The sequence below is a fragment of the Dyadobacter sp. CY326 genome, from assembly GCF_021390515.1.
In the GTDB taxonomy this organism is placed as follows: Bacteria; Bacteroidota; Bacteroidia; order Cytophagales; family Spirosomataceae; genus Dyadobacter.
The window spans coordinates 306,179-328,838 of the sequence record NZ_JAJUXI010000007.1; the positions used below are offsets into that span (position 1 = coordinate 306,179).

Consider the following 22,660-nt stretch of genomic DNA (forward strand, 5'->3'; position numbering starts at 1 on the left):
CCAGCGATTGTTTGCTTAGTTAAAAATATAACGAATACCAATTTGTGCCTGCCAAACATCATTGATTGTTTGCGACTTAACAAATGCATCACGAACCAAAACAGGTTCTCCGTTTACAATCTGCGTTCCCATTCTGTAAGAAGGAACTCCATTTGCCGACACGCTTGCAAAGTTAAGCGGGTTGGACTGCGTGGAGTTTGAAGAAACAGTCACCTGATTTCCTACGCCCCATTTGTTGTTGATCATGTTGCCAATGTTGAAAACGTCAGCTCTCAGGCGAATGATGTTTTTCTTGTTTTTCGCTCCAACTTTTACATAGAAATCCTGCTCAACAGTGAAGTCGAATCTTGTCAACCAAGGATATGCGCCGCCGTTACGTTCTGTGTATTGTCCTTTTCTTTTTGACAAATATGGGTGGTTATCAATGTATTGCTGAAAAGCTGCCGACTGCTGCTCAGGAGAGAATGTGTAAGCCTTTCCATTAACAGTTGTGGTCAATGTGGAGAAAGAAACATCGGAAGCATTTTTTGGGACAAACAACAAGTCATTGTTCTGACCGTCGCCATTCATGTCCGTAGAGCTGATGTAAGAAATCTTCGATCCACTGTTGGAAACACCACCCAATGTGAACATGGTTGCTCCACCGATTTTACCGCCGTATTCTTTGCGATAAGTTATATAACCCACAAACCGGTGACGCAAGTCGTTACCCGACCATGCAAGATCCAGATAATTCAGACCATTAACACCCGGAACGTTTCCTTCAACTGTGCTGGAAACCGAAGCGATGTCCTTCGCTTGTCCGTAAGTGTAACCAATCATTCCACCGAAGCCGCGCACTGCCGCTTTTTCAAGTTTACCAGTGATTGAGTAAGAATAACCTTTGTTTGTATTGGTCAAAACGTAAACATTGGAAACTTTATCTGAAACCGAACGAGCAATTGTTGCCGCGCTTCCGCTCAGACCTGAACCAGCAAAGCGATCACGTGTATCTGCGCCTACAAACTCTGTCGTTGGCGCCTTCAAGTTTACGTCAATGTAGCGCAATGCATTGTAGTTTTTGTTAAAGATCCCTTCAACCGTCGCTACAACGCCCCAGCCCAATTGCTGATCAATACCAATGTTACTTTTCCAAACTTGTGGGAATTTCAGGTTCTCATCCGATGCATTCACCTGATAACCAGTCAGTTTAGTAGTTTTATCCTCTTCCGGATTGTAGCGTGACGGATCTAATGTAAATGGATATGCCGTTGTGTTACTTCCAGCCACCGTTGCAGAATTCACACCATTGTTACCCAGCTGATTAGAGATCAACACATAAGGAATTCTTGACAAGAACAATCCCGTTCCACCGCGAACCTGCGTAGTGCGGTTTCCTTTCACATCCCAGTTGAAACCAATACGTGGAGACAGATAGATGCGTGACTTTGGCACATTACCCGTGTTTACATTGTAAGCTTTGCCAGCTGGATCTTTAAATTCGATAGCAGCCACATCTGCATTATAATATTGTTTTGAAGTGTTCGGGATCGTGATATAATCGCCACGAAGACCAGCGGTAACCTTTAAGTTTTGTGCAACCTGATATTCGTCCTGCACATAAAGGCTGATCGTTTGCGTTTTGAAAACCTGCCAAGGTGGTGCCTGGCCTGGAAGCAACGAATAGCGATAGTTGAAACGAACCAATGTGTCCGGCGCAACGGTCAAATTTGGATTAGCAAGATATGCATTGGCTGCATTTTTAAAATCCTGAATCGATTTGAAAACATAAACACCGTTTGAGGTTGGGAAGAACAAGTTGTTCGACTTGAAATATTCGTAAGAAGCACCAGCCGTAAGCGTGTGTTTTCCGGCGAAATAAGTCAGGTTATCTGTGATGTTCAATGTTGAATAATCCAGACGGTTGTTCGGCGTGAAAGGGTCCGAACCGATTGTTGTATAAGTTGACCCGTCCTTCTGGATTTCAACCGTTGGGAAAATAGGCGCTTTGTATTTTCTGTCCTCGATTTGCTTGTTAAATGTTCCGATCAGGTTGTTGGCAAATTTTCCTCCAAAGTTGGAATTCAATTCCGCTACAAAAGAACGCGTGTTATCCTGGATAATGTAACCTGTGTTTTCAGGAGAAATCGCGGAAAGTGAATTCGTACGGTTACCAAAACCTGCCGTGTTGCTGCTGTTGCTTTGGCTGATCAAAACGTCCGAATCAGAATCGTGGTGCGAGTAACGCAATGTCAGCTTGTGCGCGTCGCTAATGTTGTAGTCAATGCGGCCAAGGAATTTCTTACTTGTATTTTCATTGTTGAACCCGTCGATTGCACCGATATCATAATTGAATTTCTCTTTCATGAATGCGCCTAAATCTTCAAGATCGGCAGCAGTTGTGCGGGAAACGTTGCTTCCCGTTTGGCCACGGTTAAGCACGAAATCCAACGCAGGGCTTGAACGTTTTACAAATTCACCGTTTACAAAGAAGAAAAGCTTGTTCTTAACGATTGGCCCACCGAGGCGGAATCCAGTCGTTTTCTCATTGAATTCGTTGATTTTGATCGTGTTACCATCTGGTTTGTCACCCGCAAGGCTTTTGTTTTTGAAAAAGTGAAAAACAGAACCCGAAATTTCATTCGTTCCTGAGCGCGTTACGGCATTAATGCCAGCACCCGCAAAGCCCGATTGGCGCACGTCGAAAGGCGCAATGTTGATCTGAACTTCTTCAATTGCGTCCAGAGAGATCGCACTTGAACCTGTCCGGCCACCCGCAGCAGCCTCGTTACCCAACCCGAAACCGTTGTTGAACACAGAACCATCAATGGTAAAGTTGTTGTAACGGCTGTCCTGGCCTCCAAATGAGCGCCCATTTCCGTAAGCATTGTATTTCGTAATGTCGTTCAGCGTTCTTCCCAAAGTAGGAAGGCTGGTCAGCAAACCTTTGTTAAAAGTCGTTGCTGCACCCGTACGGTCCGAGCTGAAAATGTCGCTCCCCGCGCCTGTCACAACCACTTCGCTCAATTCCGTTCCGCCGTCCTGCAAATCGAAGTTTACGTTCGCGGCAGTTCCCAGGTTAGCGTAAATGTTCTCCTGCGATTTGTCATTATAACCCACAAATGATACGGTCACCGTGTAAGGCCCGCCAACGCGAACCGCCGGAATTGTGTAAAGACCTTGTTCGTTTGTGATGGAGCCATACTTACTTCCTGACGGAACGTGAATTGCTACGACAGTTGCGCCCGGCAATACATCACCTTTGCTGTCTGCAACACGACCCGTGATTGCTGATGAAGTTACCTGCGCCTGAACATTCGGGCCAAACAGGGTTAATAGAAAGACGACCAGCGCGAGTCCCGCTGCCCTGAAAAGTAAACTTTTCTGGTTCATAAATTTGGTTGATTTGGTTTGTAATATTAGTAGCTTCATCAATGCTGATGAGTAATATTTACCGTAAAATAAGTTTTTTTTTATTTCAATAACAAAAACGCAAATCCTACTAAAATGCAATAGTATTCCTCGTAACTGCCTGATTTCTTGGAATAATTCAGAAATTCGTAACAATACTTCAATATTTTTCAGATTAACAAATTGTTAAGAAACTGACAGATGCGTCCCAATGCTTTTAAACGTGTTTTTGGTCTGACGAAAGTTTTTTTTGAGTCAAACAGAAATATTTTTTGGTAAAAAAAACAATGGCTGCTTTACTGCAAATCCAGTCCGCAACTAACTTTGCCCCGAATCAAATCCAACTGGAATTAACCAGCTCAGGAACTACTTTACAATCCCTGACATTAGTATTACTTCTGCATGACAGAAAAAAACATTAACCCATAATTTGATGCAGCTTAACTATAAACAAATCGGTGAAAGTGGCAGGCCAATGATCATTCTTCATGGCGTTTTCGGTTTTTTGGATAACTGGCTTACCATTGGCAAAACCATTTCGGAGCACGGCTTCAAGGTTTATCTTGTAGACCAGCGCAATCACGGAAGATCTCCGCATGAAGGTCCACTGGATTTCCCGACACTGGCAGCGGATTTGAAAGGTTTTCTGGACGAACATCAGATTACAAACCCGATTTTGGTCGGACATTCAATGGGTGGAAAAGCGGTTATGGAATATGCCGTAACTTATCCGGGCACATTCTCCGAGCTCGTCGTTGTTGACATTGGCCCAAAAGCTTACCCGATCCATCACAGGAAAATTCTGGAAGGACTGAATGCCATTCCAATTGACGAAATCGAAACGAGAAATCAGGCTGACGAAATCCTGAGCGCTTATGAGCCGATATTGGCTGTTCGCCAGTTTTTGCTGAAAAATTTATACAGAAAGGAAGAAGGCGGTTTTGGCTGGCGATTTAACTTGCCGTTGCTGACGACGGATATGGCCAAAGTGGGTTCTGAGATCGTGTCAAAACAAAAAATTGAAGCTCCCACCCTTTTCATGCGGGGCGAGAACTCCAATTACATTCAAGATGAAGACTGGGAAGGAATACTGAAAATATTTCCAAATGCCAAACTCGAAACCGTGAAAGACGCAGGACATTGGGTGCAGGCAGAACAGCCCAAAGCGTTCGTTGCGATCCTAATGCAGTTTCTTGAACGGCCTATCTGATAAATTTAAGTCTGGGTTTGTTGCATTGCGTCATAATCATCTCATTGCCATTCAATTGTATATCCCAGCTCGGGCAATTCACACAATTCACCGATGCACACAACGGATTGGCCGGAACCGCAGTTTGCGGCCTGACCTCCATTAAATTGCCGTTGATAATGAATGCTCCTGGCACACAGCAGGCAGGCTTACCCGACGCATCCAGCACCACGCCATCCGCCCGAAAAACGAGCGTATCTGCCTTGCCGGCAGCCACTTGCTCCCAGATATTTTTGGTGCCGTCGATGGAATTTTTTTCTACTGCGGTGAGATACCATTTTCCCTGGATCGTCTCAAAAGCATAGGCGGTCATCGCAGACATGTCCTCTTTTTCTGTGCAAGATAAAAGCAGGGCTATACAAAGGGGAATGTATAGTAGTCGTTTCATTGTATTTAACTTTGTTCTTTCCCTTATGATACAAATCGCATGCATAAGGTTGGAAGGCCATTTAAATTTTGCATTAACTTATGAATCAGCCCCGTACAAAGCTTTATCTCATTCCAACCATATTAGCAGAAGACACACAGCACCAGGTGCTAAGTCCGCAAATTGTGGACAGCATTAAGAATTTGAATGTGTTTTTTGTGGAAAATGTCCGGACTGCGCGGCGATTCATCAGCAGCCTTAAAATTGGCAAAGTGATCGATGAAATCACCTTCATCGAGCTGCACAAAGACACCCCCGAAAACGTTACCATGGAGCATATGCGCAGCCTTCGCGAGGATGCGGGCGTGCTTTCGGAGGCAGGCTGCCCGGGCGTTGCAGACCCAGGCGCGGTGGCAGTTGGCATTGCGCACAGGCTTGGCATGCAGGTTGTTCCGCTGGTTGGCCCTTCGTCGATTTTGCTTGCATTAATGTCTTCCGGACTGAGCGGACAGTCGTTTGCCTTTCACGGTTATTTGCCCATTGATAAAGCAGAAAGAAAAAAAGCGTTGCAGCAAATTGAAAGAGATGCAAGACAGCACGGGCAAACACAAATTTTCATGGAAACACCTTTCCGGAACAATTCTTTTTTGGAGGCGATTTTGGAAGCGTGCGCGCCGGACACGCTGCTTTGCATTGCCGCTAATGTGACTGGAAATGATGAATTTATCAAAACATTGCCGGTCAAGAACTGGAAAATGAACAAGCCGGATCTGCATAAAAAACCGACCATTTTCCTGATTGGTTAGCAGAAAAGATCAGCCATTCTTCCAACCAAATGCACCGAAACCTGCTCCTAATGGTGATTAATAACAATAACTCAACCAAATTAAATACACCATGAAGCAATGGATGTTATGGACAGCATTATCCCTCACGGGCCTGATGTCCGGATGTAATGATGACGACTCGCTGGACCCTGTTTTTGTTTCCGACTCTGCTTTTGAAACTGGCACTGACGGCTGGGTGGCGCAATTTTCGGACTACTCCACGGAAACAGATTCAACGACATTTGAAATGAGCGCGGGCCGTGCGCGGCTTCCCAAAGCAATCGATTCAACCAAATACGCGTATCGCATGGAAAGTCATAACCGCAGCGATGATATGTTTATGTATTTGAAGAAAAAGGTTACCGGATTCAATCCTAACCAGACTTACAATATATCATTTGAAATTACGCTGGGCACGCAATATCCTGAGAACAGCGTCGGAATCGGTGGATCGCCGGGAAGCTCTGTTTATTTGAAGGCCGGTGCATCACCGACTCAGCCGAATCGGGTGGTTAAGGATAAAATGTATCAGTTCAATCTCGACAAAGGCCATCAGTCGCAGGAAGGGGCGGATGCAATCGTGCTTGGAAATGTTTCGAATGGAGAAGCAACCGCGGCTTATAAGCTTGTGCAAAAGAATAGCGGCAGCAAAACATTGACCGTAAAAGCCAATGAGGCTGGCGAAATTTGGCTGTTCGTGGGAACTGACTCTGGCTTTGAAGGGCTTACAACATTATATTATGACCGGATCAGGGTTTTCCTCGATCCGCAATGATCTAACATTTCAAAACAACGATTGTACAAAGCGTTGTCACATTTAAAGTGGCGGCGCTTTTGTTTTTTGTTAATATGCAGAGCCATTTCAGGTCGGTTTCCAAAGTTTTGTAACTTCGCCGAATGATCATGTGGCTTTTTACAGAAATTAAATGATATCAGTTCAGCAGTTTACTTTCAACGCGTTTTCGGAAAACACCTTTGTCCTTTTTGACGAAACGGGCGAAGCGGTCATTATTGACCCCGGCTGCTTTGAGAAACACGAGTTTCAGGAATTATATGATTTCATCGAAACCAATGGACTGAAACCCGTTGAGATAATCAACACACACGCGCACATTGATCACGTTTTGGGCGTTGCGGGTGTAAAAAGAAAATACAACATTCCTTTTGCATTGCATCAAATTGATGAGCCTTATCTGAAAGCAGTGAAGACTTATGCGTCTAATTACGGTTTTTATCAATTTGATGAACCGGAAATTGATCGTTATCTGGTTGAGGGAGAAGTTGTGCGTTTCGGGAATTCCACCCTGGATGTGCTTTTCGTTCCGGGACACGCGCCGGGGCACGTTGCTTTCGTAAGCGCAGCGGACGAGTTTGTCATCGGCGGCGATGTGCTGTTTTACATGAGCATTGGCAGAACGGACCTTCCCGGCGGCAACCATGCGACATTGCTGGCGAGCATTCGAAACAAATTATTCACCCTGCCCGACGATTACAAAGTCTACGCAGGCCATATGCAGCCGACCACCATTGGTTTTGAGAAGAAAAACAATCCTTTCTTTCAATAACCGCCACCAACATTCATCACAACCTTTCTCAAAACAAATGATCCGCCGCAATCTTCCCAATGCCCTTACGTGTGGAAATCTTCTTTGCGGCTGCATTGGAGTTGTCGAAGCATTTCATAATAACCTCGTCATTTCATGCATTCTGGTCGGTGTCGCATTGATATTTGATTTTTTTGACGGCTTTTTAGCCAGATTATTAAAGGTAAGCTCTGCCATTGGAAAAGATCTGGATTCGCTTGCGGACATGGTCACTTTTGGATTGCTGCCTTCCATCATTGTTTATCAGCTTCTTATGCAAAGCATTCCGGATCTGTTTGGCATTTGGAAAGCTTATCCCGCATTCATCATCGCAATTTTTTCCGCCATCCGGCTTGCAAAATTCAACAACGATCCAAGGCAGTCAGATTCGTTCATTGGCGTTCCTACGCCAGCCAACGCAATGTTGATCGCATCCTTGCCCATCATTCTTTTGACCGAAGATTCATTTTGGAAAGACATTATTGTAAACACGACCAATCTGCTCCTATTTTCGGTCGTTATGTCCTTCTTACTCGTAATGGAAATGCCGCTTATTGCATTGAAATTCAAGAATTTCGGTTGGAAAGGCAATGAATTTCGCTTCATCCTGATCGCGCTCACGATCGTTTTAATAGTGGCTTTCAAAATTCTGGCCGTTCCGGCAATCATCATTCTTTACATCCTCCTCTCGGTCGTCGACAACTTTACTAAAAAGAACCGATCGATTGGTAACATTTAGTTTTTGTTGCACTTTTGCCCTTGACTCACATTATTATTCTATAAAAAAGTATGGCTTTTTCTAAAATCACTGGTCTTGGTTATTATGTCCCTGATAACATCATCACGAACAACGATCTGACCAGATGGATGGAGACTTCGGATGAATGGATACAGGAAAGGACCGGGATTAAGGAAAGGCGTTACTTTGAGCATGGCAAAGACACCAATGCGAGCATGGCCACCGCAGCCTCACGTCAGGCACTGGAACGCGCCGGCTTGCAACCCAATGACATTGACGTGATTGTTTACGCAACAATTACACCCGATTACTTTTTCCCAGGCTCGGCATTCCTGATGCAGCGCGAGCTCGGCATGGATGGCAAGCCCGTGATCGACATTCGTCAGCAATGTTCCGGTTTTGTTTATGCTTTGTCGATCGCCGACCAGTTCATTAAATCCGGCATGTACAAGTCCGCACTAGTTGTCGGTTCCGAGATACAATCGTCGTGGATCGACCGAAGCACAGAGGGCCGAAATACGGCTGTAATCTTCGGAGACGGCGCGGGAGCAGCGGTTCTTACCGCCACTGAAGATCCCCAACATTGTATATTATCTACACACCTTCATGCTGACGGGCGTTTTGCGGAAGATCTTTATGTGAAAGAACCAGGCAGCAGCAGGCCGGGCCGGGCAGTCACCAAAGAAATGCTCGATGCGGGTGGATTTAATGTGCATATGAATGGAAATGCAGTTTTCAAGCATGCCATTGTGCGTTTTGGCGAGGTCATCAATGAGGCTCTGGAAGCCAACGGATTCCAGCAAAGCGACCTCAATTTACTGATTCCGCACCAGGCCAATATCCGTATCAGCGACTATGTCCGCCAGCAAATGGGTCTGGAAGAGGCGCAAGTTGTTAATAACATTCAACGTTTTGGCAATACAACGGCCGCATCTATTCCGATTGCGATGGCGGAAGCCTGGGAACAAGGAAGGCTGCGAGACGGTGATTTGATTTGCCTCGCAGCATTTGGAAGCGGTTTCACCTGGGCATCTGCGCTCATCAGGTGGTAAAAATCTTCAATATTGGCCTATCGAAAGCATCACCAATGTGCATCCCTCTATTGGTATGATATTTTTATCGGCCAAGATGCTTTTAAATTCAGGATTCTCGGTGCCAGGGTTGAAGATGACGCGTTTAGGATTTAAAGAAATGATATAATTATAGTATTCGGGCTGGTGGCTAGGATTAATGTATAGCGTTACAGTGTCTACATCTTTCCATTCTATTTTGTCCAAATGTATTTCTTCACCTAATGCATTGCCTTTTCTTCGCCCAAGCAGCAATATCGGATGTCCGTATGTTCTGAGTTTCTGTGCAGCCAGATAGGCATATCTGGAAGGATTTGAGGTTGCTCCGATGATTAAGGTGCGCTTCATACTTTTCAGTTTTGTTGACGAATGAGGAATTGTGTTCCTAACACACTATAAACAATGAAAGATTGCGAATTCGTTTCCCCAGGAAAAAACCCGGCGACGATAATGCCTAAAATAGCTCTAAAAACCAATTATATATTGTATTAAGATGAATGAGTCAAATGTGAGTCGGAGTTTCTGGAACGAAAAATGGGCTAAAATTTTATTCGACGAAATTGAGAATGCTCCTCATTACGAAGTCTCGAATTACGGCAGATTGAAAAGTTTCCAGAACAATCCCAAGGAAGGAATTGTGATAAAAGGGTCTGTAATACAAGGTTACAGGTCGCTTAATATACGTGTGGCGGGAGGAAAGACCATCAACAGATACGTACACAAACTGGTTGCAGAGCATTTTGTAGACAAGCCAAGTGACGATCATATTTTCGTGATTCACTCGGATTTTGAAAAACAAAACAACTATTTCGAAAACTTGAAATGGGTGACAAAGGTCGAGATGATCGATCACAATCGTGAAAATCCCGCTTTTATTAACCGCGTAATCCCAAGGAGAACGAAGAACTATAAATTGACGGAAAGCAAAGTGCGGATTATTAAAAAGCTGTTAAAAAATGACAATAACCGCTTAAAAATGATCGCCAAGCAGTTTGGCATTACCCATACGCAGCTGAACCGGATTCGTTCGGGTGAAAACTGGAAGCATGTAACCATTGAGGATTAAAACAAATACTTAATTACTTTTTCTCCTCAGTCGAAACCGTATAACCGCTGCCGTTCGCTCCTTCCTCATAGTCGACCGACAGGCCGATTACATACATGAGGTGTCTCTTGTCCACAAACACTTTAATGCCGTCAACGTGATAGGTCTGATCATGCTCTGTCGCTGTATCAAAACCCAACAGGAACGTTCCGCTGCACGCACCACCTTTCAGCCCCACCCTTAATCCGTATGTTTCCGGTATTTTGTTGGCAGCAAGCGTAGTCTTGATTTCCAGCTTGGCTTTTTCCGTAAGTTGAACCGGACTTTCCATGTATAATTTGCAATGCTTTTTGATGCGTATCACAATGAACACCATTCGCTGGCAATCCATTCGCTATTTCAAATAAATCTGCGCTTGATGCAGTTATTCCTTTAATTTTGCGGTTTAATTGATAAATCAGCACTCTAAAATTATGGAATATTACATATTGCTTGCCATTGTCATTCTGGGCGCCGCCATCATCTTCGGCGTTTACGCGACGATCACGACTTTGGCCGACAAGTTTGCGGACAGGCAAAAATGGGAAATCCGCGGCAAACATACAGGCATCACCCTCCCGCTGCGATTGCAAGCTTATGAGCGCATGTGTCTGTTTTTAGAACGCATTGCACCCAATAATTTGTTGTTAAGACTGGTGCCCTCCGCAATGAGCGCGCTGGAATTGCAGCAAATTTTGTTACAGGACATTCGCGAAGAATATAATCACAATGTGGCGCAGCAAATGTATATCAGCAGCAATGCGTGGGAGCAAATTACCAATGCAATGAATGAAACGGTTGCCGTGATAAATCAGGCCGCAACTGAAATTCCCGGTGAAGCGCCGCCTGCGGATCTTGCGAAAAAAATATTCTCGCACGTAATCGAAAAAGAAGTGCAGCCCTCCGCGCATGCATTGAAAGTGCTGAAAGAAGAAATTAGAACACTATTTTAATTTAGACAAGAAGCTGACTGCCAATGGCTGAAAGCAAAAAAATATAAAATGCTTTATCCCAATACATTAGAACAAAAATTAGGTTTCGATAAGCTCCGGGAAAGGTTGAAAGAAGCCTGTATAAGCCCCCTCGGCCAGAATTTTGTTGAAAAAATTAAATTTTCAGAAAATTTCGGGCTTGTAGAAAAGCTGGTGAGTCAAACGGCTGAGATGCAAAAGATTATGCAAATCGGCGAAAATTTCCCTTCTCAAAACTACATTGACGCAACTTCGTATTTGCGACGCGCCGCCATTGAAGGAATGCTGCTCACGCAACAGGAGTTTTCAGACATTAAGGTTTCCTTGCTGACAATCCGGCTCTGCCTGCGATTTTTTGAGAATGAAGAACCGGAAGCCTATCCCATTCTTGGTGAATATGCGAAAACCATTCGCGTAGAAAAACCGATAACCGACGCCATTGACCGCATTATCGACGACCGTGGACAAATTCGGGACTCGGCTTCTTCGGAATTGTCCAGAATCCGAAAAAGGCTGATATCCGAGCAATCGGGCATTCGAAAAATGCTGGACACGATCCTCAAATCGGCACGCAGCAATGGCTGGATCGGTGATGACGTGTCGCTCACAGTTCGGAATGGACGCATGGTGATTCCTGTTGCTGCCGAGCATAAGCGAAAACTGCGCGGCTTCATTCACGATGAATCCGCAACAGGCCAGACCGTTTTCATTGAGCCAACTGACGTTTTCGAATCCAATAATGAGATCCGCGAGCTTGAATATGAAGAGCGCCGTGAGATTAATCGGATCTTGCTGGAACTGACTGCCCAGCTAAGGCCCTATGTTCCGGATCTGCAAAAAGCATATGGATTTCTGGGGTTGATGGATTTCCTCAGAGCAAAGGCAAAATTAGCTGCGGAAATGAGCGCGATTAATCCGCCGTTTTTTAACAAACAGTTTATCGATTGGCGCGACGCACGTCATCCGTTATTGCACCTTTCGTTTCAAAAACAAGGCAAGAAAGTTGTTCCGCTAAACATTACATTACAGGAAAAAGAGCGGATTCTCATCGTCTCCGGACCCAATGCAGGCGGGAAATCCGTGTCGCTCAAAACCGTTGGTCTGATTCAATACATGTTTCAATGTGGCCTGCTCGTGCCAGTTGCGGAAGGTTCGACGATGGGCTTTTTCCAAAACATTTTCATTGACATTGGTGATGAGCAATCGCTTGAAAATGACCTCAGCACATACAGTTCGCATTTGACCAACATGCGCCATTTCTTGGCCATGGCCAACCGACGCACATTGTTCCTGATCGATGAATTCGGAACGGGAACAGAGCCTGGCCTTGGCGGTGCAATTGCAGAAGCGATTCTGGAAAATCTGACCAAATCGGGCGCTTATGGCGTCATCAACACGCATTATACGAACCTGAAAGTGCTTGCAGACAAGACGGAAGGATTGGTAAACGGTGCAATGCGGTTTGACGGAGAACATTTAGAGCCGCTTTACCAACTGGAAATTGGCAGGCCGGGAAGTTCTTTCGCATTTGAAATCGCTTCAAAAATCGGTTTACCGAATGCAGTCGTGGATCGTGCGAAAGAAAAACTGGGAACGCAGCAAGTGAATTTCGAAAAGCTTTTGAAAGAACTCGACATTGAAAGAAGGGTTTTCGCAGAAAAAAATATAGAGGTTGGCATTAAGGAGCGCAAGCTCACTAAACAACTTGCTGACTACACTTCGCTGAAAGAAAATCTTGAAAACAATGAGAAGAAGATCGTCAATGAGGCCAAGCAAAAAGCCAAAAACCTCATTTCCGACGCAAATCAGCTCATTGAAAACACGATTCGCGAAATAAAAGAAAATAAGGCCGAGAAAGAGAAAACGAAGACCGTAAGGGTTGAGCTTGAAAACTTTGGCAAGAAAAATCTTGAACTCGAACAAGTCGTGGAGACAGCGCCAGCAGAAGAGGTTTTTGAGCCAGAAGCAGGCGACATTACACCCGGAAGTTACGTTCGGATTCTTGGACAAACTGCCATTGGCGAGGTCATTGGATTGAGAGGAAAGGATGCGGAAGTCCGGATTGGCGATTTGAAATCGACAATTAAACTCAACCGGCTTGAAAAGGTTTCAAACAAAACTTACAAGGCTGCAACCGGCGAAAAGAAGCTAAAAACGAGCGCGAAAGGCGTTGATTTGAATGAACGCATGCTCAATTTTAGCTTTAATCTGGATATGCGCGGCAAACGCGGTGAAGAAGCATTGGGCTTAGTGGACCAGTTTATGGATAATGCCATTATGCTAGGTTACGACGAGCTGCGCATTGTGCACGGGAAAGGCGACGGCATTCTGAGAACGCTGGTAAGGAATCATTTACGCGGCTATGCACAGGTCTCAGGCATGCAGGACGAGCATCCGGACCGCGGCGGTGCGGGTGTAACCATTGTGAAGTTGAAATGCTAATTTCTTCTTGGACGTAACAAAAAAGGGGGTGCCGATTGGCACCCCCTTTTTTGTTTTTATTGGCACAAATCAATGTGCTCCTGCTGCCGCAGTTGTAGTAGCAGGACGGCCTTTCATCCAGAAAAACAAAATACCGAATGCCACAATCAGGATCGCTGGGAAAATGATCATGGTGCTAAGCGTTGCCTGACCGGCAGCCAGTTCCATTTCATCACCTGTTAATCCTGCCGCTATTTTTTCAGCTTTGGCATCATCCAACCATCTACCGATAACAGGCTGCCAGATTGCCGTTGAGAACATCCCTACGCCACCCACGATGGACATTCCCAAAGCACCGCTTAATGGCACATTCTGAGCAATGAACCCGATCATTGTTGGCCAGAAAAGCCCAACGCCCATGGCAAAAATTACCGCAGCTGCATAAGCCGCTCCGCCAGTTACTGTACTGAACAAATAAATACCAATTGCAGCCAATATGGACGATCCCCAAAGAATTCCGGTTGCGCCAAGCACTTTCACGATAGGCGCGGCGAAGAAGCGAATCAAAGCCATTAAGCCTGTTACGAGCGCAAGAATAAGCATAGGGCTTGCACCACTTTTGCTCATGATCAACCCTGTCCACTGCTGTGGTCCGAACTCCGAAATAGCAGTCAGAGCCATGCAAGCGAAAATAAATATGAAAAGAGGCGTAGCCATTGCTTTCAGGTTCTCGCCGATAGAAGTTACACCTGCAATGTGCGGTTTAGGAAAAGCCTGTCCCCAAAACAAGAATGCATAAATTACGGTCGGAATCATAATCACCCAGATTTGAGCCTGCCATCCCAGGTTAGCATCGGTCATGAATTTTGAAATTAAACTACCGACTACAATTCCACCCGGAAACCACATATGAAAGCGGTTCAGCATTTTATTCATTTTCAAACCGTCGTAAGTGTCGGCAATCATTGGGTTACAAGCAGCCTCAGTGCAACCATTTCCAATCCCGATGAAGAATGTAGAAACAAGCAGTCCTGTGTATCCGCCTGCATAAATCGTCAATAAAATTCCGATAATGTGGCAAACCAAAGCGACCTGCATAATAATTCTGGGGCCAACAGAATGATAAACGAGCCCTCCAATGATCATAGACAACGGAAATCCAGCGAAAAACATTGAATTAATAAAGCCGAGTTGTTCCGCCGTTAGATTAAATTCAACACCCAACTGTGGAAGGATCCCCGCCCTGATACTGAAAGAAAAAGCGGTTGTGATGAGCGCAAAACAACTGGCATTAAAAAGCCTGTCGCTATTGATTGTTTGAGTCATGAGACTAAAAGGATTTGTTATTTAAAATGAGATAATTAAGAGCCCGACGACTAATGTTTTTATGAAAGAATTTCACAGAAAAAACAAATAAACGCTTTTTCTACTGGTTTAATCAAGCGTGAGCAGTGTTTTTTATGTGTTAAAATTATATTTGTAAGAAGTAAGAGTGATCCTTACTACTCTTTAATATTGTAAAAATCTTTTCAAAACTTTAAACCAACTGGAATGTCAAGAAAGATCAGGATGGGTATGGTTGGCGGATCGCTCGATGCCTTTATTGGCGGGGTCCATCGCCGTGCTGCAATAATGGATGGAGAAATAGAGCTGGTTTGCGGTGTGTTTAGCTCAGATCCTTCCAAATCCAAAGAGACTGGAAAGGCACTTTATTTGCCGGAAGATAGGGTTTATAACGATTTCGAGGAGATGATCCTCAAAGAAAAACAACTTCCCGAAGGAGAACGTATGGATTTCGTGGCGATTGTGACGCCGAATCACATGCACAAGGCGCCAACCAAGTTCGCACTTGAAAACGGATTTCACGTCGTTTGCGACAAACCCATTACATTGAATACGGAGGAAGCAGAAGAAATCACAGCATTGGTTGAAAAAACGGGTTTGCTCTTCTGTCTAACACATAATTATACTGGATATCCAATGGTGAAGGAAGCGAGGCATTTGATTGCTTCCGGCGCAATCGGAAAAATCAGAAAGGTGATTGTTGAATATCCGCAAGGCTGGCTGGCCACATTGGTAGAAGTTACGGGCAACAAACAAGCTGCGTGGCGCACAGATCCTAAACGCTCAGGCGCTGCGGGAGGCCTCGGAGACATTGGCACACATGCCGAAAACCTCGCTGAATACATCACCGGTTTAAAAATAACACAGGTCTGCGCCGACCTCACTATTTTTGTAGAAGGCCGTTTGCTGGATGATGATGCCAACATTCTGCTTCGCTTCGACAATGGCGCAAAAGGAATTCTTCAAAACAGCCAAATTGCTAACGGTGAGGAAAACGACCTGAACATTCGTGTTTACGGCGAAACCGGCGGCTTGCAATGGAAACAGCTCGATCCCAACACATTGATCCATAAAACCAACCAGGGCGCTCGCATTATCCGCACCGGCGTTGGCGAGCTTTCAAAAGCCGCACAAGTTCATACGCGCATTCCCGCAGGCCACCCGGAAGGTTATTTTGAAGCATTTGCAAACCTTTACCGCAACTTTGCATTCCATTTGAGAGCACGCTGGGAAGGCCGGGACGTCGATCCTGTTTATGATTTCCCAACCGCGCAGGATGGCCTCAGAGGCATGAAGTTCATCGATGCCGTGCTTGCCTCAAACACTTCGGACACCAAGTGGACGAATTTCTGATCTAATCTTTTTCACCTTTCATTCAATACCCTTTTTATGGACAAAATTAAAGTTGGCGTTGTCGGAACCGGCTTCATCGGGCCCGCTCACATTGAAGCCTTGCGACGTCTTCCTAATGTAGAAGTTGCTGCACTTTGCGAAGTTACCGCCGAGCTTGCCAAAGAGAAAGCAGATGGACTTGGAATCGCACGTTCCTATACATTCGACGAATTACTAAAACAGGACGATATCCAGTCGATTCACATTTGCACTCCAAACTTTTTACATTATTCCCAGTCAAAAGCCGCATTGCTTGCCGGGAAACATGTTATTTGTGAAAAACCGCTTGCCAAAGATCTGCATGAGGCAGAAGAACTGGTAAAATTGGCTGCCGAAACCGGCCTTGTCAATGCTGTTCACTTCAATTTGCGTTACTATCCTTTGGCGCGTCAAATGAAATCAATGCGTGAAAAAGGAGAATTGGGCGAGATTTATTCTTTCATCGGTTCATATTTGCAAGACTGGTTATTTTACCAAACAGATTACAACTGGCGTCTTGAACCAGACAAATCAGGCGATTCCCGCGCCATTGCCGACATTGGCTCGCACTTAATGGACATTCTTGAATACATTACCGGATTGAAAACCGTTGCCGTGATGGCCGATTTCAACACCGTTCATAAAACGCGCAAAAAGCCGCTCAAAGCCGTTGAAACGTATTCCGGTAAAATGTTGCAGCCAGAAGATTACGCGGATGTTCCCATCACAACAGAAGATCACGCAAATGTTTTGCTTCGTTTTGACAATGGAAACAAAGGTGTTATCACTGTTTCGCAAGTTTCAGCCGGCCGCAAAAACCGCATGAGCTTGGAAATATCCGGTTCAAAGAAAACTTTCAGCTGGTGCTCAGAATCGCCAAACGAAATGTGGATTGGAAACCGCGACAAAGCAAATGAAATCCTATTGCGCGACCCGTCATTAGTAAACGAAGACGTCCGCTCAACGATCACATTCCCAGGCGGACACAACGAAGGCTTCCCGGACACTTCAAAACAAATGTTCAAAGAAGTCTACGCCGCCATCGCAGCCGGCAAACAACCCGAAAACCCAACATTCCCGACGTTCGCAGATGGATATCGTGAATTACTTATTTGTGAGAAGATTTTGGAAAGCAATCGGGCGGAGGCTTGGGTAACAATATAATTTTGAATGAGTGAATGAGTGAATGAATTTTTGTGAGGGTGCATTTTAATAACACACTATTTATGAATGATTTTAATGCTAAGGAAGTGTTTGTTAATGCGCTTCGGGATAGGACTAAGATTTTCGTTTTGCGGAGTATCCGGTTATTTAAGTCGTTGCCTTCGAATGAAGAGGCGCGGGTTATAGGTAAGCAGTTTTTGAGATCATCATCTTCGGTTGGTGCCAATTATCGAGCTGCTTGCAGGGCCAGAAGTCAAAGGGAATTTTTTGCCAAACTGAGCATTACAATCGAAGAAGCAGACGAGTCCCTATTTTGGATGGAAATCATCTCAGAAGCAGGACTTCTTCCAATCGAAAAATTACAAAACTTAATGAACGAGGCAACCGAAATCATCAAAATTCTCTCAAAAGCCCGCAAAAGCGCCAGCTAAACACCACATTCTCAACATTCACTCATTCACTCATTCACTAATTCAAAATTGAACAACATGAAAACTATCAAAGGGCCGGGGATTTTCCTGGCACAATTTCTTGGCGACGAAGCTCCGTTTAATTCGTTAGATACAATTGCCGACTACATGGCAGGTTTAGGCTATAAAGGTTTGCAGCTTCCTACTTGGGACCCTCGTGTCATTGATGTGAAGCAAGCGGCTGAATCGCAGACTTATGCAGATGAGTTGAAAGGCAAACTGGCGGATAAAGGGTTGGAAATTACAGAATTGGCTTCACACATTATCGGACAGCTGGTTGCTTCGCATCCGGTTTATGATGAAATGTATGACGGTTTTGCTGTTCCGGAAGTTAGAAATAATCCGAAAGCACGCGCAGAATGGGCGACGCAGCATTTGAAATATGTGGCGAAAGCGAGCGCTAACCTTGGTTTGAAAGCCAGCGCGACATTCTCTGGTGCATTGGCCTGGCCATTCCTCTACCCTTGGCCACAACGTCCAGCCGGTTTGGTTGAGACAGCATTTAAAGAATTGGCTGCAAGATGGAAGCCGATTCTGGATGTGTATGACGAAAACGGCGTAGACGTGGCTTACGAGCTGCACCCAGGTGAAGATTTGTTTGATGGTTCGACATTCGAAATGTTTGTGGATTACCTCGACGGTCACACGCGTGCGAACATCAATTACGATCCGAGTCACTTTGTGTTGCAACAACTGGATTATCTGCAATTCATTGATCTTTATCACGACCGCATCAAAGCATTCCACGTAAAGGATGCGGAATTCAATCCAACTGGCAAGCAAGGCGTTTACAGCGGTTTTGCAGGCTGGGCCGATCGCGCAGGCCGTTTCCGTTCACTAGGAGATGGTCAGGTTGATTTTAATGGCATTTTCTCAAAATTATCTCAGTATGACTATGACAGCTGGGCGGTTTTGGAATGGGAATGCTGCCTCAAATCTCCGGTTCAAGGAGCAGCGGAAGGCGCGCCATTTATCGAGAGCCACATTATCGAAGTAACAACGAAAGCATTTGACGATTTTGCAGGCACTGGTGCAGATGAAGCATTCAACCGCAAGGTGTTAGGACTTTAATTGTCGAAAGCACAAGTATATTGAAAACCTATCACGCTTATGTGTGATAGGTTTTTTTGCTATATCAGTTAACACAAATATTAAGAACAAGAATGCGTAATTTCTTTTATCAAATCTCATCAAAACAGCTCCGTGCGCTTGGTATTGCGGCGATGGCCTGTTTTTGTGTGAATGTTTTCGCCCAGACCGTCACGCTAGAGAAGCGAATCCTCGTTTTCTCAAAAACGGCAGGTTTCCGGCACTCGTCCATCCCGGCGGGAAGAACGGCACTGATCAAACTTGGTCAGGAGAAGGGCTTTTCGGTGGACACAACCGAGAATTCAGTTGTTTTTAACGAAAAGAATCTGAAAAAATACAGCGCGGTGGTTTTTCTGAATACTACGGGCGATGTATTAAACGACAAGCAGCAGGATGCTTTTGAGCGTTACATTCAGGCTGGCGGCGGTTACCTGGGCATTCACGCGTCCACGGACACAGAATATGAATGGTCGTGGTATAACAAGTTGGCCGGCGCGCAATTCATGAGCCACCCAGGCAATCCGAATGTGCAGGAAGGCGAAGCTTACGTGGTGAATGATAAACACGAATCCATGACGGATTTTCCTAAAAAATGGAAGATTAAGGATGAGTTTTATGATTTCAAAAACTTGAATCCAAAGGTTAATGTGCTTATTAAAATTGATGAGAAATCTTACAAAGACGGCAAGATGGGCGATAATCACCCGATGTCTTGGTATCATGAATATGACGGCGGAAAGGCATTTTACACCAACTTTGGACATGAAGATGCCACATTTGTCAACCCGGTTTTTGTCAAACATTTGACCGGCGGCCTTAATTATGTCATGGCTTCCAAGCTGGATTATTCCAAATCCCGCCCCGAAGAAAACCGCTTCACCAAAAAAGTGCTGGCCACGAAACTGGACGAACCGACTGAGCTTGTTGTGCTTGAAGATCAGCGTGTTTTATTAGCAGAGCGTAAAGGGAAACTAAAACTTTATAACCCAAAAACGGGCAAAATCAAAGTTGTAGCTGATGTTCCGGTTTATATCAAGCAAGAATATGGTTTGATGGGATTGAACATTGATCCAAATTTCAAAACCAACAAACTGGTTTACCTTTATTATTCGCCTCCATCAACTGAAAAAGACACGGCGCAGCATTTGTCGCGTTTTAAATATGACGATGTAAAGGACACATTGCTGCTTTCGACAGAAGAAGTTTTGCTAACTGTTCCTGTGAAAAGAACAGATTGCTGCCACACTGGCGGTTCTATTGCGTGGGATGCAAAAGGCAATTTGTATTTATCGACAGGAGACGACGTAAATCCTTTCCAATCAAACGGTTATGGACCAATTGATGGTCGTCCGGGACGTGAGGGTTGGGACGGTCGCCATTCTTCTTCCAACACCAATTCTTTGCGTGGAAAAGTTTTAAGGATCAAGCCAAGATATGGTGATCGCCGTGCGAACATGCCGGGCGGAACTAACTTATATGACATTCCGGAAGGAAACTTGTTCCCGGCTGGAAATGAAAAGGCTAGACCAGAAATATATGTAATGGGAACCAGAAACCCTTATCGTATTTCAATTGATCAGCACACAGGATATTTGTACTGGGGAGATGTCGGACCGGACGCCTCTAATGACGATCCGAAACGCGGCCCACGTGGTTATGACGAGGTGAACCAAGCTAGAAAGGCAGGTTACTTTGGTTATCCCCTCTTCATTGCCGATAACAAGCCATATGTAGAGTTTAATTTTGCAGACAGCACATCGGGTAAGCCATTCGATCCGGCTAAGCCGATCAACAACTCACCGCATAACACGGGTTTGCAGGAGCTTCCGCCAGCACAGCCTGCATTCATTTACTATCCGTATGCAGATTCGCCAGAATTCGGCGCGATTGTGGGTAAGGGAGGTCGTAATGCAATGGCCGGACCAGTTTACTATGCAGGTGATTTTCAGGATAGTAAAAGCAAATTCCCTGGTTATTACAATGGTAAATTCTTCGCTTATGACTGGATTCGCGATTACATCAATATTGTAACCATGAACGAACAAGGCGATTTGCAGAACATTGAGCGCTTTATGCCGAGTGCAAAGTTCAGCCACCCGATTGACATGCAGTTTGCTAATGACGGATCATTGTACACATTGGAATACGGCCCAAACTGGTTCGCGCAAAATGATGAAGCCAGCTTGTCGCACATTACTTACAATGCAGGAAACCGCGCTCCGGTTGCCATTGCGGCAGCGACGAACACAATCGGTGCGGTTCCTTTGAAAGTGAATTTCTCTTCAAAAGGCTCGATAGACCATGACGGAGACGCGGTGAAATATGAATGGAATTTTGGAAAAGGCCTGCCAAAAAGCACGGTTGCCAACCCAAGTTTCACTTATGCAAAACCAGGTGAATATGTTGCTGTCTTGAAAGTAACCGATGCCTCTGGCAACTCTAACACTTCCGAGGTGACTGTAAAAGCGGGCAATGCAATTCCAAAAGTGGATGTCGCCATCAAAGGCAATAAGACATTTTATTGGAATGATAAACCTGTAAATTATGAAGTATCCGTCGCTGATAAGGAAGATGGAACATTGGCAGACAAGAAAATCCCGGAAGACGAAGTAACATTGACAATCAATTATCTGGAAGGTTTTGACAAAACGCAGCTGGCGCAAGGCCACGTGGCTAACACGGGCTTCGAAACTGGCAAGCGTTTGATTGAATTGAGCGATTGCAAAGCCTGCCATTCTATTAACAAAAAGTCAATTGGACCAGCTTATATTGAAGTTGCAAAACGTTACGAGAAAGAACGCAATGCTGTCAAAACACTGGCTCAAAAAGTAATTACAGGCGGTGGCGGCGTTTGGGGCGAGCAGGCAATGGCAGCTCATCCGCAGCACAAGCCAGAGGAAGCGGAAGAAATGGTGAAATACATTCTTTCCTTGGCTAAGGAACAAGTCGTTGATAAAAAGCCGCTGAAAAGCACATACGTAACCGAGGCTAAGAAAAAAGAAGGTTCTTACATTTTTACAGCCAGTTATACGGATAAAGGCGGTGTGGCCATGGGACCATTGACAGGTTCAAAAACCATTGCATTGCGTCCTGCTACAATCCTTGCAAATGCAGCTGACAGCACAAGCAGCATTTTCAAATTCAAGAATGAAAAAGGCGGCGAAATGGTCATAGGAACGAAAAACGGCAGTTTCATATCATTCGACGACATTGACCTGAGCGGAATCTCCAACCTCTCAGTGGCAGTTATATCCGATGGAGCCAGAACTGCCGGCGGAACCCTGGAAATCCATCTCGACGGCGTTTCTGGCCCGAAAGTGGGCGAAGGAAAAGTAGATAAAGCAGAAACAATCAACATTCCAATCAAGGCTCCGGCAGATAATAAGCTGCACAAAGTATTTTTCATTTACAAAAACCCCTCAGCCGGCCCCAAACCCCTTTTTGGAATTGAATGGGTAAAGTTTGACAGCTCGGTCATGTAAGGTTTTGAATGCGATTTCAGAAGCGAAAATGCTGGCTCC

The 22,660-nt window shown here is 45.0% G+C and carries 19 protein-coding genes; 14 read left to right on the forward strand and 5 right to left on the reverse strand.

From position 1 onward, the window contains the following. Positions 1-15: 15 nt before the first annotated feature. Positions 16-3,372 carry a carboxypeptidase regulatory-like domain-containing protein gene (locus LZG73_RS16050; protein WP_233852057.1) on the reverse strand — a complete coding sequence of 1,119 codons (3,357 nt, stop codon included), beginning with the start codon at positions 3,370-3,372 and terminating at the stop codon, positions 16-18. A gap of 451 nt (positions 3,373-3,823) precedes the next feature. On the opposite strand from LZG73_RS16050, the gene LZG73_RS16055 reads away from it, so the two are divergent. Continuing rightward, positions 3,824-4,600 carry an alpha/beta fold hydrolase gene (locus tag LZG73_RS16055; protein ID WP_233852077.1) on the forward strand — a complete coding sequence of 259 codons (777 nt, stop codon included), beginning with the start codon at positions 3,824-3,826 and terminating at the stop codon, positions 4,598-4,600. On the opposite strand, the gene LZG73_RS16060 is transcribed toward LZG73_RS16055, so the two are convergent. Beyond that, positions 4,593-5,027 (reverse strand): hypothetical protein, encoded by a 435-nt coding sequence (locus LZG73_RS16060; RefSeq protein WP_233852079.1) that lies wholly within the window; start codon positions 5,025-5,027, stop codon positions 4,593-4,595. The two genes, LZG73_RS16055 and LZG73_RS16060, sit on opposite strands and share 8 nt — an antisense overlap. Positions 5,028-5,107: 80 nt before the next feature. On the opposite strand from LZG73_RS16060, the gene LZG73_RS16065 reads away from it, so the two are divergent. From LZG73_RS16065 to LZG73_RS16085, 5 genes are all read left to right on the forward strand, one after another. Continuing rightward, positions 5,108-5,812, forward strand: a complete 705-nt coding sequence (locus tag LZG73_RS16065; RefSeq protein ID WP_233852081.1) for an SAM-dependent methyltransferase — start codon at positions 5,108-5,110, stop codon at positions 5,810-5,812. A gap of 91 nt (positions 5,813-5,903) precedes the next feature. After that, positions 5,904-6,608: a hypothetical protein gene (locus tag LZG73_RS16070; RefSeq protein WP_233852086.1), complete on the forward strand. Its 705-nt coding sequence runs from the start codon at positions 5,904-5,906 to the stop codon at positions 6,606-6,608. A gap of 151 nt (positions 6,609-6,759) precedes the next feature. Then, a complete protein-coding gene (locus LZG73_RS16075) occupies positions 6,760-7,398 on the forward strand; it encodes an MBL fold metallo-hydrolase (protein WP_233852087.1) in 639 nt (212 codons plus the stop codon). A 37-nt stretch (positions 7,399-7,435) separates the two neighbouring features. Continuing rightward, on the forward strand, positions 7,436-8,155 hold the full coding sequence (pssA, locus tag LZG73_RS16080; RefSeq protein WP_233852088.1) for a CDP-diacylglycerol--serine O-phosphatidyltransferase: 720 nt from the start codon (positions 7,436-7,438) through the stop codon (positions 8,153-8,155). A gap of 50 nt (positions 8,156-8,205) precedes the next feature. Beyond that, on the forward strand, positions 8,206-9,207 hold the full coding sequence (locus tag LZG73_RS16085) for a 3-oxoacyl-ACP synthase III family protein (RefSeq protein ID WP_233852089.1): 1,002 nt from the start codon (positions 8,206-8,208) through the stop codon (positions 9,205-9,207). 6 nt (positions 9,208-9,213) lie between these two features. On the opposite strand, the gene LZG73_RS16090 is transcribed toward LZG73_RS16085, so the two are convergent. Then, the gene (locus LZG73_RS16090) at positions 9,214-9,573 is read right to left on the reverse strand and encodes a CoA-binding protein (RefSeq protein ID WP_233852090.1); all 360 of its coding nucleotides are present in this window, start codon (positions 9,571-9,573) and stop codon (positions 9,214-9,216) included. 145 nt (positions 9,574-9,718) lie between these two features. On the opposite strand from LZG73_RS16090, the gene LZG73_RS16095 reads away from it, so the two are divergent. Then, complete coding sequence (locus tag LZG73_RS16095) at positions 9,719-10,291, forward strand: NUMOD4 domain-containing protein (protein ID WP_233852091.1); 573 nt, start codon at positions 9,719-9,721, stop codon at positions 10,289-10,291. 13 nt (positions 10,292-10,304) lie between these two features. Here LZG73_RS16095 and LZG73_RS16100 read toward each other — a convergent pair whose 3' ends face one another. Then, positions 10,305-10,601, reverse strand: coding sequence for an iron-sulfur cluster assembly accessory protein (locus LZG73_RS16100; RefSeq protein WP_233852092.1), 297 nt, complete (start codon positions 10,599-10,601; stop codon positions 10,305-10,307). Between the two features lie 142 nt (positions 10,602-10,743). Between LZG73_RS16100 and LZG73_RS16105 the strand changes: the two genes are divergently transcribed. Next, entirely contained in the window at positions 10,744-11,262 is a 519-nt protein-coding gene (locus LZG73_RS16105; RefSeq protein ID WP_233852093.1) for a hypothetical protein, read from the forward strand. Between the two features lie 48 nt (positions 11,263-11,310). Continuing rightward, on the forward strand, positions 11,311-13,722 hold the full coding sequence (locus LZG73_RS16110) for an endonuclease MutS2 (RefSeq protein ID WP_233852094.1): 2,412 nt from the start codon (positions 11,311-11,313) through the stop codon (positions 13,720-13,722). Between the two features lie 69 nt (positions 13,723-13,791). Here LZG73_RS16110 and LZG73_RS16115 read toward each other — a convergent pair whose 3' ends face one another. Further along, entirely contained in the window at positions 13,792-15,027 is a 1,236-nt protein-coding gene (locus LZG73_RS16115) for a sugar MFS transporter (protein ID WP_233852095.1), read from the reverse strand. 243 nt (positions 15,028-15,270) lie between these two features. Here LZG73_RS16115 and LZG73_RS16120 point away from each other — a divergent pair, with 243 nt between their 5' ends. The 5 genes from LZG73_RS16120 (at position 15,271) to LZG73_RS16140 (ending at position 22,621) form a co-directional block, all read left to right on the forward strand. Beyond that, entirely contained in the window at positions 15,271-16,398 is a 1,128-nt protein-coding gene (locus LZG73_RS16120; RefSeq protein WP_233852454.1) for a Gfo/Idh/MocA family protein, read from the forward strand. A 36-nt stretch (positions 16,399-16,434) separates the two neighbouring features. Then, positions 16,435-17,580, forward strand: a complete 1,146-nt coding sequence (locus tag LZG73_RS16125; RefSeq protein ID WP_233852096.1) for a Gfo/Idh/MocA family protein — start codon at positions 16,435-16,437, stop codon at positions 17,578-17,580. A gap of 62 nt (positions 17,581-17,642) precedes the next feature. Continuing rightward, positions 17,643-18,011 (forward strand): four helix bundle protein, encoded by a 369-nt coding sequence (locus tag LZG73_RS16130; RefSeq protein ID WP_233852097.1) that lies wholly within the window; start codon positions 17,643-17,645, stop codon positions 18,009-18,011. A gap of 57 nt (positions 18,012-18,068) precedes the next feature. After that, a complete protein-coding gene (locus LZG73_RS16135) occupies positions 18,069-19,121 on the forward strand; it encodes a sugar phosphate isomerase/epimerase (RefSeq protein WP_233852098.1) in 1,053 nt (350 codons plus the stop codon). Positions 19,122-19,213: 92 nt separating this feature from the next. Beyond that, positions 19,214-22,621, forward strand: a complete 3,408-nt coding sequence (locus LZG73_RS16140; protein WP_233852099.1) for a ThuA domain-containing protein — start codon at positions 19,214-19,216, stop codon at positions 22,619-22,621. Positions 22,622-22,660 lie beyond the last annotated feature (39 nt).

Excerpts from the sequence above, each read along its gene's own strand:
- LZG73_RS16050 (WP_233852057.1), bottom strand. The coding sequence starts at position 3,372 with ATGAACCAGAAAAGTTTACTTTTCAGGGCAGCGGGACTCGCGCTGGTC.
- LZG73_RS16055 (WP_233852077.1), top strand. The coding sequence starts at position 3,824 with ATGCAGCTTAACTATAAACAAATCGGTGAAAGTGGCAGGCCAATGATC.
- LZG73_RS16060 (WP_233852079.1), bottom strand. The coding sequence starts at position 5,027 with ATGAAACGACTACTATACATTCCCCTTTGTATAGCCCTGCTTTTATCT.
- LZG73_RS16065 (WP_233852081.1), top strand. The coding sequence starts at position 5,108 with ATGAATCAGCCCCGTACAAAGCTTTATCTCATTCCAACCATATTAGCA.
- LZG73_RS16070 (WP_233852086.1), top strand. The coding sequence starts at position 5,904 with ATGAAGCAATGGATGTTATGGACAGCATTATCCCTCACGGGCCTGATG.
- LZG73_RS16075 (WP_233852087.1), top strand. The coding sequence starts at position 6,760 with ATGATATCAGTTCAGCAGTTTACTTTCAACGCGTTTTCGGAAAACACC.
- pssA (WP_233852088.1), top strand. The coding sequence starts at position 7,436 with ATGATCCGCCGCAATCTTCCCAATGCCCTTACGTGTGGAAATCTTCTT.
- LZG73_RS16085 (WP_233852089.1), top strand. The coding sequence starts at position 8,206 with ATGGCTTTTTCTAAAATCACTGGTCTTGGTTATTATGTCCCTGATAAC.
- LZG73_RS16090 (WP_233852090.1), bottom strand. The coding sequence starts at position 9,573 with ATGAAGCGCACCTTAATCATCGGAGCAACCTCAAATCCTTCCAGATAT.
- LZG73_RS16095 (WP_233852091.1), top strand. The coding sequence starts at position 9,719 with ATGAATGAGTCAAATGTGAGTCGGAGTTTCTGGAACGAAAAATGGGCT.
- LZG73_RS16100 (WP_233852092.1), bottom strand. The coding sequence starts at position 10,601 with ATGGAAAGTCCGGTTCAACTTACGGAAAAAGCCAAGCTGGAAATCAAG.
- LZG73_RS16105 (WP_233852093.1), top strand. The coding sequence starts at position 10,744 with ATGGAATATTACATATTGCTTGCCATTGTCATTCTGGGCGCCGCCATC.
- LZG73_RS16110 (WP_233852094.1), top strand. The coding sequence starts at position 11,311 with ATGCTTTATCCCAATACATTAGAACAAAAATTAGGTTTCGATAAGCTC.
- LZG73_RS16115 (WP_233852095.1), bottom strand. The coding sequence starts at position 15,027 with ATGACTCAAACAATCAATAGCGACAGGCTTTTTAATGCCAGTTGTTTT.
- LZG73_RS16120 (WP_233852454.1), top strand. The coding sequence starts at position 15,271 with ATGGGTATGGTTGGCGGATCGCTCGATGCCTTTATTGGCGGGGTCCAT.
- LZG73_RS16125 (WP_233852096.1), top strand. The coding sequence starts at position 16,435 with ATGGACAAAATTAAAGTTGGCGTTGTCGGAACCGGCTTCATCGGGCCC.
- LZG73_RS16130 (WP_233852097.1), top strand. The coding sequence starts at position 17,643 with ATGAATGATTTTAATGCTAAGGAAGTGTTTGTTAATGCGCTTCGGGAT.
- LZG73_RS16135 (WP_233852098.1), top strand. The coding sequence starts at position 18,069 with ATGAAAACTATCAAAGGGCCGGGGATTTTCCTGGCACAATTTCTTGGC.
- LZG73_RS16140 (WP_233852099.1), top strand. The coding sequence starts at position 19,214 with ATGCGTAATTTCTTTTATCAAATCTCATCAAAACAGCTCCGTGCGCTT.